The organism is Agrobacterium rosae (assembly GCF_002915175.1).
Classification (GTDB): domain Bacteria; phylum Pseudomonadota; class Alphaproteobacteria; order Rhizobiales; family Rhizobiaceae; genus Agrobacterium; species Agrobacterium rosae.
The window spans coordinates 30,915-45,257 of the sequence record NZ_NXEJ01000013.1; the positions used below are offsets into that span (position 1 = coordinate 30,915).

At 46.3% G+C, this 14,343-nt stretch carries 8 protein-coding genes; 5 read left to right on the forward strand and 3 right to left on the reverse strand.

Features of this window, described 5'->3' with window-relative positions:
- Nucleotides 1-52: 52 nt before the first annotated feature.
- Nucleotides 53-1,630 (reverse strand): hypothetical protein, encoded by a 1,578-nt coding sequence (locus CPJ18_RS24605; protein WP_065698662.1) that lies wholly within the window; start codon nucleotides 1,628-1,630, stop codon nucleotides 53-55.
- Between the two features lie 1,073 nt (nucleotides 1,631-2,703).
- Between CPJ18_RS24605 and CPJ18_RS24610 the strand changes: the two genes are divergently transcribed.
- The 3 genes from CPJ18_RS24610 to CPJ18_RS24625 all read left to right on the forward strand — a co-directional run bounded on the left by CPJ18_RS24610 (nucleotide 2,704) and on the right by CPJ18_RS24625 (nucleotide 6,226).
- The gene (locus tag CPJ18_RS24610; protein WP_010891467.1) at nucleotides 2,704-3,402 is read left to right on the forward strand and encodes a RolB family protein; all 699 of its coding nucleotides are present in this window, start codon (nucleotides 2,704-2,706) and stop codon (nucleotides 3,400-3,402) included.
- 705 nt (nucleotides 3,403-4,107) lie between these two features.
- Nucleotides 4,108-4,803 carry a RolB family protein gene (locus CPJ18_RS24620; protein ID WP_099086244.1) on the forward strand — a complete coding sequence of 232 codons (696 nt, stop codon included), beginning with the start codon at nucleotides 4,108-4,110 and terminating at the stop codon, nucleotides 4,801-4,803.
- 481 nt (nucleotides 4,804-5,284) lie between these two features.
- Entirely contained in the window at nucleotides 5,285-6,226 is a 942-nt protein-coding gene (locus CPJ18_RS24625) for a RolB family protein (RefSeq protein ID WP_256367196.1), read from the forward strand.
- A 461-nt stretch (nucleotides 6,227-6,687) separates the two neighbouring features.
- Here the strand turns inward: CPJ18_RS24625 and CPJ18_RS24630 are convergent, their stop codons facing one another.
- Nucleotides 6,688-7,794 carry a glycerophosphodiester phosphodiesterase family protein gene (locus tag CPJ18_RS24630; protein WP_010891464.1) on the reverse strand — a complete coding sequence of 369 codons (1,107 nt, stop codon included), beginning with the start codon at nucleotides 7,792-7,794 and terminating at the stop codon, nucleotides 6,688-6,690.
- A 763-nt stretch (nucleotides 7,795-8,557) separates the two neighbouring features.
- On the opposite strand from CPJ18_RS24630, the gene CPJ18_RS24635 reads away from it, so the two are divergent.
- Nucleotides 8,558-9,223, forward strand: a complete 666-nt coding sequence (locus tag CPJ18_RS24635; RefSeq protein ID WP_083212579.1) for a RolB family protein — start codon at nucleotides 8,558-8,560, stop codon at nucleotides 9,221-9,223.
- A 506-nt stretch (nucleotides 9,224-9,729) separates the two neighbouring features.
- Here CPJ18_RS24635 and iaaH read toward each other — a convergent pair.
- Nucleotides 9,730-11,133: an indoleacetamide hydrolase gene (gene iaaH / locus CPJ18_RS24640; RefSeq protein WP_010974823.1), complete on the reverse strand. Its 1,404-nt coding sequence runs from the start codon at nucleotides 11,131-11,133 to the stop codon at nucleotides 9,730-9,732.
- 339 nt (nucleotides 11,134-11,472) lie between these two features.
- Here iaaH and CPJ18_RS24645 point away from each other — a divergent pair, with 339 nt between their 5' ends.
- Entirely contained in the window at nucleotides 11,473-13,740 is a 2,268-nt protein-coding gene (locus CPJ18_RS24645) for an FAD-dependent oxidoreductase (protein WP_010891461.1), read from the forward strand.
- Nucleotides 13,741-14,343: the final 603 nt, after the last annotated feature.

The window sequence follows — 14,343 nt, forward strand, 5'->3', positions numbered from 1 at the left end:
CTGATATACAGGATTCTATAATAATATCACGGTACAGATTTTCCATCTTGCTCTATAACGTCGGCTCTGAACGATCATTGAGGAGTCTCGAGCCAACGTGCATGAATAGTCTCCCCCAAAGTTTGGGAAAAAGGCTCAGGAAAAAGATCAGTACGAAGGCTATCCAGAAATGAATGTTGGCGAACCCAGCAAGAAAAGTTTTTTTCGTCAGAAGCCAGTAACTCGAATTGCCCAGCACGAATAAAGTGCTTGGAAAACTTACGCCGGCGGTTGCGGTGAAAAGGCGCAACAGATCGTGCGAGCTTTGCGAATTATCCATAACGTCAACAGCGGCCCGCGCAGCTAACGGCACAAGATTGGCCGCCGCAATAAGGCCTGAATAGGCATCGGTTGGAAACGTAGAGAGGCATATCAGGCCAGCCATCGTCAGGATTGCTACTAGTATGCCTGCTTTGCCTCCCCGAGGATTGCGGTCTTTATCGTCGGCAATATGGCCGACCCACCGGAGAACCCTCAGGGCATCTTCATGGTCTTGTTTGTGGTAACCGATCTGAATACGGAGACGGTTACTCACCTCAAAGGTGTCGAGCCAGGAATAGATGATGGCGCTGGAATTCCTCAATCTTGTGTATTCAGAAGTGAAATCGGAACTCTGAGCTGTAGAAATCCTTTTCATCCGCAAGAAAGAGTATTTTAATAAATCCCGGATGTTCTTCCTGTTCTGCATCAGCATTTGCCACAGAATGCATAGTGACGCCTTCCATGCTACATCTTTGGCGGTGTGAAATGTGGTTCCCTCATGTTGGGGCATAGCAATGGCGAATAAGCCAAAAATTAAAACTGGCAATCCTCCGAGGAAGACTTCGCAAGCCAGGTGAGCGGCGAGCCTCGTGTCCGCCCAAGGATAATCAAAAATCGCAAGCACCATAAGCTGTGTTTGCAGAGTAATAGGCCCAGAGCGCAAGACGGCAACTTCCGCTCCAAGTGAGGCAGATACTATGTCGGGCAGGACAACCGCCAACTGCATTATGACCAACCAAAGCCAGAACAGACCCCTCTCCGAAAGGGGTAGGTGGCATTTTAGTTGCCACCTCATTTCTTGCGTTTGAATGGATTGCGCGCTTCGACGCAGGTACTTTTTAACTTCTTTGGGCAGGCTGGGGAGTTCAAGAATAACTCGAAAGGCGTCGTCTCTTTCCTTGCGCGCTTGAGTGGCCCAAGCGTTTCGCGTGGATAGGGGCATGCGCATGAGGATATCCGTCAAGCTGTTCTCCGAACTGGCGAATGGACGATAAGATTTGTCGGCAATATCTTCATCAGGAATGACGGCCGGTTCCGGTGCTGCTCTTAAAGCAAACGCATCTACATGGTCATGGGCCGCTGGCTGGTGCGTTGAACAAAAGATCTGCTGCATATGATGTGATACCATGCCTTCATCTTCTGGCAGTGGAGTGACGGAATGGCCTCGAATGCAGTCTGCTTCTTGGCCGACATCGGTTTCCTCAGTGATGTAAGAGTAAGGTCCTCCCAAGAAGGGTGAAGGGAGGATTTTTCTGACATGGAGGGAGTGAAGCCAGCTGCTTTTGAGCTTTCTTTCTATCGCCTCAACCGGAGTGTTCTGGTTCTCCATTGATAACTTGGCACAGCTTGAGGCATCCAGGGAATGCAAAAGCTCCTTTATTAATTGTGCTCGAATCCACCGAATAAAAATGCACCGCGTGGGTCTCGGTCCTGTTTTGGCCTATAAGTCAAAGCAGCGGCGTCGACTAGACGATAGTCAGTTGTTTTTTTAAAGGAAAACGAGTTTTCTATTCGGAAAGAAAATGTGCCGTTCGCCTAATAATGATGCCAATGACTTAATCTGTACGACGGATCGTGTAATATTATAGAGCCAAGTGCGATTCAATGAATTTCAATTGTTGGTATTTCAGCGAATTTGTATTTTTCCATTTGGAATGGTATAACAGCACGTTCATAACGTTAAAGGAAAGGGGAGGCATATACGCGGAATATTTAACTGTATCAATGAAATTGAAATATTCAATCTGGCACGCAGAACCCACATCAACAGTTTAACTCGACTCTCGGAAAGCCAGCTATCATTCGAAAATCTGTCGCTTCCTCTAGCGCCGCTGTGATTGTAGGGCGAAATGACAAACTGCGCGACGTTGCCTGAATGACTGGCTGTATGGCATGGGACGCGTTCTTGAAAGAGAGTCGCTAAGATAAACCTCTCCAACCCAACCGAAACATGGTTGCTTCCGTGTTTCGAACACAGCAGTTTCACCTCATTGCGAGACTTGTTGAGAGATTTTCAAATTTGTCGGCAGGTTCGATTGCTGACTATTGATTTACACGAAAGTGTGAAAAACAAGTCCTTATCGTGGCAGTTGGTATGATGTTCAGGAGCAACGCAATTCAAAAGTGGACCCAGGCTGTTTCACGGGTCCCATCGCGGTGCCCAAATATCTGAGTAGCATCAAAGCTCTGGTGACGGTCAAATGAATTCGTCGGTGTTCTGGGAACAAGCGTTTGAAAATGTTGATATGCTCACTTCCCACTTTGACAAGTGCGGCACGAGCGAAATAGTAACCTAAACTTTCTTTATTGCGATGTTTGACAATCACTGGGCAGGTGAGTGTTATAATAGAGGGCCACTAGCCTTCGGCCATGCACACCTCACTAATGTCTTACAATCAAAATATGATACCCTCAGGGGATGATCGCCCCGTCTTTCCGACAATTGATTTGTTCGCAAACACCTCCCTGGAAGAACTTCAGCAGAGCCTATGCGCGGCGGTCGCAAATTATAGGGATTTCCTCACTCGAAAGATTCTCCCCTTCCAGCAATCTTGGGTTGTCCGAGTCCTGTCCGAATCCGGCCTAGACGAAGAGACTCTGCGCGCAATCAAAAGCTGTGTCTTCACGCCGTGTTGCAGCATTCCTGGCGCCGTCCAGCCAGATAGAATTTGCCAACATGACTCACCAATCTACATCTACACCTCCCTGAATTTATTATCGCAATACGTCGAAGGAAAAACCCTATTGCGGTGCTATCGCAAATTTGTGCTGGCTTCATCACTCCCACCATACCGAACGGATATTCCAGCAGAGGAGCTCAAGAACGTACTCAACAGTATCTTGCCAGGCGCCTATAGCATGCCGCATGCCGTAAGCTGCTTCGTGGCCATTTTGCCCAGTAAGAAATTCACGATCAGCATGTCCAAAATCACCACCCGTGGTGGCGCGGAGGAGCATTTTGTCGTTTTCAGTAGAGAAGAGAACGACATAATCCCATACGACATCGTCGCAGTGGGGAAGACGCTGTTCTCCCAGTCGGACGAGGAATTTGGTTTGCCAAATCTCAGCTTCGATGAACTACAGAACCTTATCAGCACTTAATCTGTTTTCTATTCATGGATAGAAAACAACCCTAGTGTATGGGATCAATATAACCATGCTAGTGCCACTGTGTATCTCCCGATGAGACATGTAATGATATGGATGCATGTTTCATGCAAGGATAAGAATGTGATAAAAATAATTTAATAAAAATAAGTCCTTGATGCTTTTCTGAAACATCTTTGAGGAAGTATTATTTATTGAACAGATTTTACACAAATTGAAAATTCATCCTGGTGAAACAGCGTATTTTTTTGACAGAATCGTAATGATTCGTGAGACAATGTGGGCCATCGTTTTCGGGCATCGAAAGCTGGCTTCGTCACGAGCCAAGCGAAGGCCCAAGCCTCAATTTTGCGATGAGCCAGGGAGGCACGCTACGTGTCTGTCAGCAATTATAGGACTATGGTGGATGCTTTTTGACAATGTGGCGATAAGGATCACCTCGATAAGCTCGAAACCTGCTTTATGTCATTCACATGTCAATTATCGAAAAAACGGCCCTACGCTCATCCAATAGTTAAGTAACGGGTCCTGTTTGTAGTTTAACAGACAGGAATGCTGTTTCCAGAAGGCATTTCAACAGTATAAAGCCGTAAAATTACCATGATCACGTTCCCTGCACATGCGTTTTTCAGCTATAAAGCAAGATTCAATCTCTGGGGCTCCAAAGAGCTCCGGATGCTACACCCCTCATAAAGCTTAATGATGGTATATCAGCGTCCTGTTTTCAGGGTGATTAGCCTGCTGCGGATCCGGAACCGCGAAGAGGCCAAGCTCGTGCTGATCGGAGCAGTCGTGGTTTATCGCAATTTTGTGGAACAAACCTTGGCTGATGCCCAAAAAAATTGGGTCAAGTCACTCGTACTCTACGACGATCCGGGTGATGCTGTGACCGGAATCCTGACATGGTTCAGCAGGTGTGCATGCTTGCACGGACCGAGGTTGGGGCCGTTGGACACAATCGCCGTGAATGATAATCCGCTCTACATTTACTGTCCTCGCAGGAAGCTTGAGGAATATGCAAAAGAACGTATTGTGTCTTTTCATTCAGAGATCGGCTCGGTCGTGTGCTCCATGTCACCCTTCGATGCAGGCGTGACGCGTGAGAAGGTCCGCTATGGGCATAACCTGATATCCCCAGGGTCTTGCCTCCTTCCGGATGCTTTGGAAGCCTATGTCGCCTTTCTCCCGAGCAAGTCGTTTCTGAAATTGCCATATAGCGTTTATGAGGTTCACAATGATCGTTATGTTCATAAGTTCTTTGCGCTGCTCCCAGGATCCCGCTTTCATTTTGAAGTCGTAGCGGTTGGTTTGGCCTATCCCGCTGCCAAAAAAAGGCCTTCTGGTCTTGGAATTCTGCGTTGTTGCTTCACCGGAAAGACAAACACCTGCCTGTAAGAAACTAAGCGTTGGAATGAAGCCAGAAGGTCCGCATCGCCGTTTACCGGTTTATTGTGAAATATCTTTTAAGTTATGATAATCTGCTGTTGCACGTCGGCAGCAGATCGTGGGCTATTGCCACTATGTACTACGTTCTGTTTTCAAGCACTGTAGCATCTTTCTAAGCGAAATAAATTATCTCGTTTGTTTGTGTTTTTGAAACAAATATTCATACAGAACAGTGCGATATGTCGTAAAATAGTAAACATGCTGTTCAAAGTTCTTATTCCCAGGCAATTACCTCGGATACCTATAGTTTTAAAAGAATACCATACATATAACGACATATACGTTTTGATGCCACACAAAGTCAATGAATAGCGGGAAATAGTCGTAAGCGAAAGTTATCTTGTGTGTGACGAACTGTGTAATTGGATTCAGGGTCTATTTAAAGCCTTTTGAGCGGATGAGGTGAAGACCATTTCTGCAAATAGATATGATGGTTCCACCACGTCCAGGCTTCGCTCCGCTTAGTCTTGAATCTATTAATGACAGAATGGAAATGCATCTATTTTTGACCAGTGCATGCATCCTATATCATATCTATATCCGCGATAATCTCCTGATTTATCAGGAGATTTGGACGAAATACTGGCGGGGACGATTGGCAGAGAGCGCGCTAAAAAACGAAATTTCCGCGTTATATCTTCGTCTCCCATTTCCTCGTCCGCCGACGCTTCAGTCCATCGCAGAGCAGGAGGTGATCTGTAAAGACGCGGCGCCAATCTATGTTTATTGTTCCCGGGAAGCTATGCTGAGTCATGTGCAGTCTAAGGATCTTTGCCAATTCGGAAGGGCGAACCTTCTCGCATGCACGTTAGCTCCTTACCGAACCGGAGTTACAATCGAAATGGTGCGATGTTTGTTCAAGCGTTTACGCGATGGAAATCGCGTCGAAGCTGGAACCGGCGAAGAAGACTTGAGTCATTTTGTGGCCTTCCTTCCCACCACGGCTTTCCGGCGAGGGCCGCGGTTTTACCTGGGTGGCGAAAATGTCCAATTCTTTCTACGAGAAGGAGGGTTGGAACTCCCTTGCCACATCATCGCGTTCGGTAGAGCGTTGTTCAGCGAAATACTAGCTGATGGCTCGTCCTGGGACTGGAAAAGCGTCGGGGAGAGTTCTCGTTTGAATCATGTTCGGGCCAGTGTCGAATTGTCACGCAACGTTCCAACGGCGGAGACAACTGATAATTGGGCCGAAGCGGCTTTAGGAGCCGACGCCGTGTACCCCGTGCGGCCTCCAAATCTGACCCCGACGCAAGATCATCCTTGCAAACCCTTGCTTTCGGGAAATCGAGTGCCGAATGAACGTCATAGACCTTGGAAGCGCTTCTTCAAGAAGCTCCGATCTGTTTCAAAGCATTTCTACTTTAATCGCTGAATCTGTATTAATTTGCTGTCTGGTTGTGCTTTCGCTTAAATAATTATCTATGTTCGAGTGCGGTCCTTGTGATGTTGTTGAAACAAATGTTTTATTGGCTGATATGGCCATCAATAAAAATTTTAAAATAGCGATCATGCTATATTGATAGAACATGGTTGTTTGCTACAGGTAATCAGATAGGTATTTAATAGGTATTATTTGTCGAACACAAACCCGATAATTTCGCAGTTCAATTATTGAATATCGAGAATCCGAGCGACTAAGTTTGAAGTGATTTCCCGAAATTATCGCATTTTTGAAAAAATCGTAAAGACAAATGGACGTGGCCAAGGGTCACCGAGTGCGGCGTGCCGCAAAAATAGAAACCTGGTCTCCAATTATGCCACTGCAATTTAGAATACGCGTGAACACATTGATATATCGAAATTAATAAACATATTGTTTCAATTACGAGACTTTTATTTTGACGTTTCTATATTAAGATCCAAGTGTGGACTTAGATGAGAAACTTCACGATCGATTCCTTGATTTCGCCATTCCCAGATAGCCATTTCATCTTCAGGTCGATCTGAGATTACCCAGTCCGCAATTGTTGCCGAATTTCCTGGTGTTCCTTTTCTCCAACGTATGTGTTTCCGCTCGTCTGTCTCATGACGTCGGGCCCTGCCTGTTTTAATGTCGATGGAGAACTCACCCCGCTCGCCGGAATCCAGGAGGGCTGCGAAGTCATAGCATCTAGTGACCGCAGCAAACTTCAGGTGAGGGCGTTTAGCTCTAATCATCGTATCCTCCTTGAGGTAATACGCGAGTCTCACTGCGGCTTGATCTGAATCGAAAGCCAACAAGACATCTTTATCGACAACTTGGCCCAGCAAATTTCTGGTCACCCCGGAGAAAACAACATGTGCCGCCACGATCCTCATGTCTTGCATTAGCATGGAATCAAACCAGGCTTTGCCTGCCAAATACAAATCATCGACTGTGGGTTCAGTAACTTGACGCAGACGGGCCAGTCGGCACAGTTCTTCAGGAAAAAGAGCGGGCATCAGGGCGATTGATTTCCTCCAAGCAGATGCGGGCTGGGCATTTAAAACTGCATCAACGAAGGCACCGCCGTGTGGGTATTCAAATGTATAGAAAAGTACAACAACTCTTTGATGGTATTCCGGCCGGTGGCTAAGCCAAGCCACAATCACGTGAGCCTCGTAGTTCCTACCGTCTAGGAAAATGGTGGCATCTGGATTAGCCAAAAATACCTTGCTGAATATTTCAGTTAACAAAGGAATATGATCAATGGTTTCAAGATACTTGTCTTGTATTATCCCATTTGATACCTCTCGAATAATAACAGGTACATCCTTGATTTTTGATGAGTGAATTTCATTGAAAAGCTTATCTCCCAACTTTTCAGACACTCGCCAAGTGTTAAGATCATGAGAAACGATAGCTACATTATCTGAAGTTAAACAGACGTCCAACTCGCTCAGATTGCGTCCTCCTTGCCCGAGCGCGGCCAACAATGAGCTCGCGGTGCATTCTTGAATTCGTTTCCCTAAATTGAACATTCCTCTGTGCTCAATGACCTGTAAGGGCAGGTCTTCCTCGAGCCGCTCTAGAAGCCTTGGGACAGAATGGCGTGCGAGAACCTCGGGGGGAGTAACGTTTTCTGGTAGATCCCAATGGAGTGTCCAAGCCGGCCAAACGGTTCCTTCCACCTTGAGTGGCTTACGTTGACAAAGGACCTGCGCAAAAAAACGGGAGGTTACGACACGACATGGTGAGTAAAATATAAAGTACTCTTACATTCACAGCCATTTGCGAGCTAAAGCGAATTGCCGGGTGCACGGCGGGAATTGCAGCGATTTCGATCTAAAAGTGACAAGCAAAATTTGTCGTGGAGTATATAGATATTGCCAAATGGAGTACTTAAATAATGCACAAATGCTGACAGTTTTAGCTAATATTTTATTGTGGGGCATAACTTAGCTGGAATCACTCCACGGATAATCAGTCATTGTTATTTTCGGCGTCAATTTGTCGGCCACTATCCGATTAGTTGCGCAAATCTTCAAATTTTCGACCTAACATCACACCTTTGTCGGTGTTTTCAGCGAAAGGCAGGCCCCATTTTTGAAAAATCCTCCATCAAGATAAATAGTTTAATAGGGTAAAAGGACGAAATACTTCGGCGTTGAGATTCGACTCAATTAATTTCAAACCAATCCCGTGATTGATGCTATAGAGTCGCCCAATATAAGGGGCACTGAAGCGCGTTTAATTATTGACTGTGACTGAAATTTACATTCAAAAATAAGTAACTAGTTCGATATGTATCACAGTCGACCGATATTCAACATTATCGACAGCTCGAATATACAAGATCGGCGTGAACTTAAACTCGTCCTACGTCACACAGAGATTGCTTATCGCAGCTTTGCACAAGAGGATCTCATACCTGCTCAACGTTCCTGGATGAATTCCATCATTAATACTGATGTTCCCATTGATCCAGCTATAGATGAAGTGGTCAAGCGCTTTTGCGAAGTTGCTTGCTTGCCAGGCCCAGCAGGTATACCCCTGTATATTATACTCAATGATTCACTAATGTACGTTTATTGTTCGTTTCAAGCAATGCGAAAGTACGCACACAAGCGATTTTATGACGGCGTTTCCGACGAAGGCGTAGTCATCTCCACCGTTCCACCCTATGCGGAAGGAATAACAAAAGAAACTATGAGGTCGTGGCACAACAACGTCTGTCAGAATACAAGCAATGAAACACATGATTTGGATGCTTATATTGCTTTCCTTCCTACTTCGCTTCAAAATCCAAGTTTCTCGCATATGAAGATCGGCTGCGATAGCTTCTTAGCGCCATCCCGGGTTGATCCTTTCTGTGTTGAAATAATCGCGGTCGGCAAAGCCCTCTTTCATGATAACGGGCTGAAAAAGAACCCAAGGTGTGGTGGTCAATGGCTCCCACCTTCTTGTTGAAGCGCTTGGTCTAATGCGCAGAGGTGTGTCAGCGGGGATGAAGCAACAGTGTCCGATTGTAACGAAATGTATCGATCCTATGTAATGATAATAAAATGCTGTAGCCAGCATTAAGATAATCAGCGTATTTCCCATATGTACTATGAATTCTATGTTGTATTGTTGCGTGCTTTATGAGTGATAAATTATTTGCTAAAGATATATATGGTTAATATTTTTGGCTTGGGGCCCCTGTCTAATCTTTGAGCCGTTCTGGCGCTCAAAACAAATTGTAGGTGCAGCCTACGAAATTCTCTACTTTAATTTTATTTGGGAATCTAATTCACTATTGAGTCAAAAGATAATGCGTATTCTGTTCCGTGGAGACGCAATAACTGTAGAATATATATATCAAGTAGCTGTTTTGATTTCGGGAACGACAAGCCTGTCTGAAGAAATTTCTATCACATTCAGATAATGCTAACTGAAGTGCAGATTTATTAGACAATAAGTGGCGTGGCATACAGCTAATTAAAAGCATCGGGAAAGGAAGGAAAATTTATGGCTTTTTCTAATGCTGCCCCGATTGCTAACAGACGGTGGTCTGACCCCGCTAATCCGTCAATTTCCATTCCAACAGGCAAGCGATCAGGTGTAAGGCAGGCAGGAAGGCTCAACCCAGGTAGGCCTGCGTTGCTGCTTGGGTCCACATTTCGCACGTAGATCTTGAAAGTGTTCATCATTGAGCCATTGTGGATGACTGACGACTCCTGACCTATGGCTTTGGCCGCTAAGGGTGCAGTTGGGAAAAGGATTGCATCTAACTGATAGAGTCTGAAGTAATTCCGATAAGTGGCCTGGAGCCTTGGCCTGAAGGATTGACGCGCCAGTTCATATTCATCGTTGGAAATTTGATGCCCATCAATTTGCGCACTGACAATGTTCGCTACATCGGGGCTACGAATTCCTTTGATAACGTCAGAAAAAGAAACTGTTCCCACAAAATCGTCGAGATACTTTTTTAGAGCGTGTGGAAATTCGTAAAGCGCAATTGGCAAACTTGCCCCACTATTCAGTTCCTCTAGGTGGGGGATGTCGGCTTCAACAAAGGTTACGCCTCTGTTGGCTAGCAAGCGAATCGTCGTTTCAGCTGCGAAGGCCACATCAGCATCAAGGTCATCGTAAAAGTAGGTAGTGGGGAGGCCGATCCGAAGCCCCTTCAGCGGCATGGGTGAAATTTTCGCCGACCGTCCGGAAATCACCTGATCGAGGATTATAACATCGGCTACGCACTGCGCTATGATTCCGGCGGTGTCCCGGGTGGGGCTGACCGGTATTATCCGATCTCTTGGATATCGAGCAAGCGTCGGTCGAAATCCTACTACGCCACACAGGGCTGCGGGTAGGCGAACAGATGCACCGGTATCGGTGCCTATGCCGCCTAACATCAATCGGCTTGCCACCGCAGCAGCCACACCACCGCTTGAGCCTCCTGGTATCAGACTTGGATTCCACGGGTTCCGCACCGCACCGGTGGCATAGTTGTTGCTCGTAATTCCAAACGATAACTCATGCATGTTTCCCGAGGCACCCGGCAGTGCTCCAGCTGAAAAAAGTCTTTCTGCGACGCGGGATGGTATCTTTGGCAAGTGGTTTATCAGCGCCGGAGTAGCAGCGCTTGTAGGAAATATGCCGGTCGCGATGTTCGCCTTAAAACAGAGTGGAATGCCGCAAAGACCTAATCCGGCGTTTCCATGACGATCAATTTTTTTGGCGCTTCGCCGCAAGCCATCCCAGTCTGTAGCCAGAAGGGCATTTAATGGTTTTGCAGCTTGGCAACGCGCTATCAGAGTTTCTACTAGTTCTAAGCAGGAGTAGTCTTTCCGTCTCAGGCGTTCTAGGGTTTGTGCTAACGAGGTAATGGGCACCATTTTTCTGGTTTGGGGATTTCAGGGCCATTTCAGATTAAATAAATATACCGCGCTTTGACCCAAATTGCGCGATTATTGGAGGGAATTCCGCAATCACGGCGTATGATACTAATCATTGGAGGCACTAAGGTCGCTTTTTCAAACGGAAACAGTATTGTATCAATCAATATTCAACTTGATTGAGCGGCGAGGTGGACCTGCGTGAATATTGTATTAAAAAATGCCCAAATTGTCGCTTTCCATTGGGATGTCAATGAACAGTATGTTCCCCGATTTGCAACTTAAATAGAAACGGTTGATGTCGTTAGTTATCTACACAAAGACCAATCTTTTCTAGCAATGTCAGCTTCAGCTCTCCTTGATAACCAGTGCGATCATTTCTCTACCAAAATGGTGGATCTGATAATGGTCGATAAGGCTGATGAATTGGACCGCAGGGTTTCCGATGCCTTCTCAGAACGTGAAGCTTCTAGGGGAAGGAGGATTACTCAAATCTCCGGCGAGTGCAGCGCTGGGTTAGCTTGCAAAAGGCTGGCCGACGGTCGCTTTCCCGAGATCTCAGCTGGTGAGAAGGTAGCAGCCCTCTCCGCTTACATCTATGTTGGCAAGGAAATTCTGGGGCGGATACTTGAATCGGAACCTTGGGCGCGAGCAAGAGTGAGTGGTCTCGTTGCCATCGACCTTGCACCATTTTGTATGGATTTCTCCGAAGCACAACTTCTCCAAACCCTGTTTTTGCTGAGCGGTAAAAGATGTGCATCCAGCGATCTTAGTCATTTCGTGGCCATTTCAATCTCTAAGACTGCCCGCTCCCGAACCCTGCAAATGCCGCCGTACGAGAAAGGCACGACGAAACGCGTTACCGGGTTTACCCTGACCCTTGAAGAGGCCGTACCATTTGACATGGTAGCTTATGGTCGAAACCTGATGCTGAAGGCTTCGGCAGGTTCCTTTCCAACAATTGACTTGCTCTATGACTACAGATCGTTTTTTGACCAATGTTCCGATAGTGGACGGATCGGCTTCTTTCCGGAAGATGTTCCTAAGCCAAAAGTGGCGATCATTGGCGCTGGCATTTCCGGACTCGTGGTGGCAAGCGAACTGCTTCATGCTGCTGTAGACGATGTTACAATATATGAAGCAAGTGATCGGGTTGGAGGCAAGCTTTGGTCACATGCTTTCAAGGACGCTCCCAGCGTGGTGGCCGAAATGGGGGCGATGCGATTTCCTCCTGCTGCATCGTGCTTGTTTTTCTTCCTCGAGCGGTACGGCCTGTCTTCGATGAGGCCGTTCCCAAATCCCGGCACAGTCGACACTAACTTGGTCTACCAAGGCCTCCGATACATGTGGAAAGCCGGGCAGCAGCCACCGAAGCTGTTCCATCGCGTTTACAGCGGTTGGCGTGCGTTCTTGAAGGACGGTTTCCATGAGGGAGATATTGTGTTGGCTTCGCCTGTTGCTATTACTCAAGCCTTGAAATCAGGAGACATTAGGCGGGCTCATGACTCCTGGCAAACTTGGCTGAACCGTTTCGGGAGGGAGTCCTTCTCTTCAGCGATAGAGAGGATCTTTCTGGGCACGCATCCTCCTGGTGGTGAAACATGGAGTTTCCCTCATGATTGGGACCTATTCAAGCTAATGGGAATAGGATCTGGCGGGTTTGGTCCAGTTTTTGAAAGCGGGTTTATTGAGATCCTTCGCTTGGTCATAAACGGATATGAAGAAAATCAGCGGATGTGCTCTGAAGGAATCTCAGAACTTCCACGTCGAATAGCCACTCAAGTGGTTAACGGTGTGTCTGTAAGCCAGCGTATACGCCATGTTCAAGTCAGGGCGATTGAGAAGGAAAAGACAAAAATAAAGATAAGGCTTAAGAGCGGGATATCTGAACTTTATGATAAGGTGGTGGTTACATCTGGACTCGCAAATATCCAACTCAGGCATTGTCTGACATGCGATACCACCATTTTTCGTGCACCAGTGAACCAAGCGGTTGATAACAGCCATATGACAGGCTCGTCAAAACTCTTCCTGCTGACTGAACGAAAATTTTGGTTAGACCATATCCTCCCGTCCTGTGTCCTCATGGACGGGATCGCAAAAGCAGTGTACTGCCTGGACTATGAGCCGCAGGATCCGAATGGTAAAGGTCTGGTGCTCATCAGTTATACATGGGAGGACGACTCCCACAAGCTGTTGGCGGTTCCCGACAAAAAAGAGCGATTCTGTCTGCTGCGGGACGCAATTTCGAGATCTTTCCCGGAGTTTGCCCAGCATCTAGTTCCCGCCTGCGCTGATTACGACCAAAATGTTGTTCAACATGATTGGCTTACAGACGAGAATGCCGGGGGAGCTTTCAAACTCAACCGGCGTGGCGAGGATTTTTATTCTGAAGAACTTTTCTTTCAAGCGCTGGACATGACTAATGATACCGGAGTTTACTTGGCGGGTTGCAGTTGTTCCTTCACCGGTGGATGGGTGGAGGGCGCTATTCAGACCGCGTGTAACGCCGTCTGTGCAATTATCCACAATTGTGGAGGTATTTTGGCAAAGGACAATCCTCTCGAACACTCTTGGAAGAGATATAACTACCGCAATAGAAATTAATCTACGGATCCTGTTACAAGTATTGCACGTTTTATAAATTGCATATTAATGCAATCTTGATTTTCAACAACGAAGGTAATGGCGTAAAAGAAAAAATGTATGTTATTGTATTGATCTTTCATGATGTTGAAGCGTGCCATAATATGATGATGAATAATTAAAATATTAACTGTCGCATTTATTGAAATGGCACTGTTATTTCAACCATATCTTTGATTCTGTTACAATGACAACGACTGCAAGAAGTAAATAATAGACGCCGTTGTTAAAGAATTGCTATCATATGTGCCTAACTAGAGGGAAATTTACGTCAATTGTGAAATAGTCGCCCTTATTTTGACGTCTCACCTAATCAAATATTACAAAAGATCTCACTCTGTCGCCAGCAATGGTGTAATCAGCGCAGACAAATGGCAGTAAAGCGCGGAAAAACGTCCCCGAGTGGCATGAATAGCTGCCTCTGTATTGCTGATTTAGTCAGCCTTATTTGACTTAAGGGTGCCCTCGTTAGTGACAAATTGCTTTCAAGGAGACAGCCATGCCCCACACTTTGTTGAAAAACAAATTGCCCTTTGGGGAGACGGTAAAGCCAGTTGCTCTTCA

What these genes read in the sequence shown, in the direction of transcription:
- CPJ18_RS24635 (WP_083212579.1), top strand. Translation starts at nt 8,558, where the DNA reads ATGTATCACAGTCGACCGATATTCAACATTATCGACAGCTCGAATATA.
- iaaH (WP_010974823.1), bottom strand. Translation starts at nt 11,133, where the DNA reads ATGGTGCCCATTACCTCGTTAGCACAAACCCTAGAACGCCTGAGACGG.
- CPJ18_RS24605 (WP_065698662.1), bottom strand. Translation starts at nt 1,630, where the DNA reads ATGGAGAACCAGAACACTCCGGTTGAGGCGATAGAAAGAAAGCTCAAA.
- CPJ18_RS24630 (WP_010891464.1), bottom strand. Translation starts at nt 7,794, where the DNA reads ATGTTCAATTTAGGGAAACGAATTCAAGAATGCACCGCGAGCTCATTG.
- CPJ18_RS24645 (WP_010891461.1), top strand. Translation starts at nt 11,473, where the DNA reads ATGTCAGCTTCAGCTCTCCTTGATAACCAGTGCGATCATTTCTCTACC.
- CPJ18_RS24620 (WP_099086244.1), top strand. Translation starts at nt 4,108, where the DNA reads ATGATGGTATATCAGCGTCCTGTTTTCAGGGTGATTAGCCTGCTGCGG.
- CPJ18_RS24625 (WP_256367196.1), top strand. Translation starts at nt 5,285, where the DNA reads ATGGTTCCACCACGTCCAGGCTTCGCTCCGCTTAGTCTTGAATCTATT.
- CPJ18_RS24610 (WP_010891467.1), top strand. Translation starts at nt 2,704, where the DNA reads ATGATACCCTCAGGGGATGATCGCCCCGTCTTTCCGACAATTGATTTG.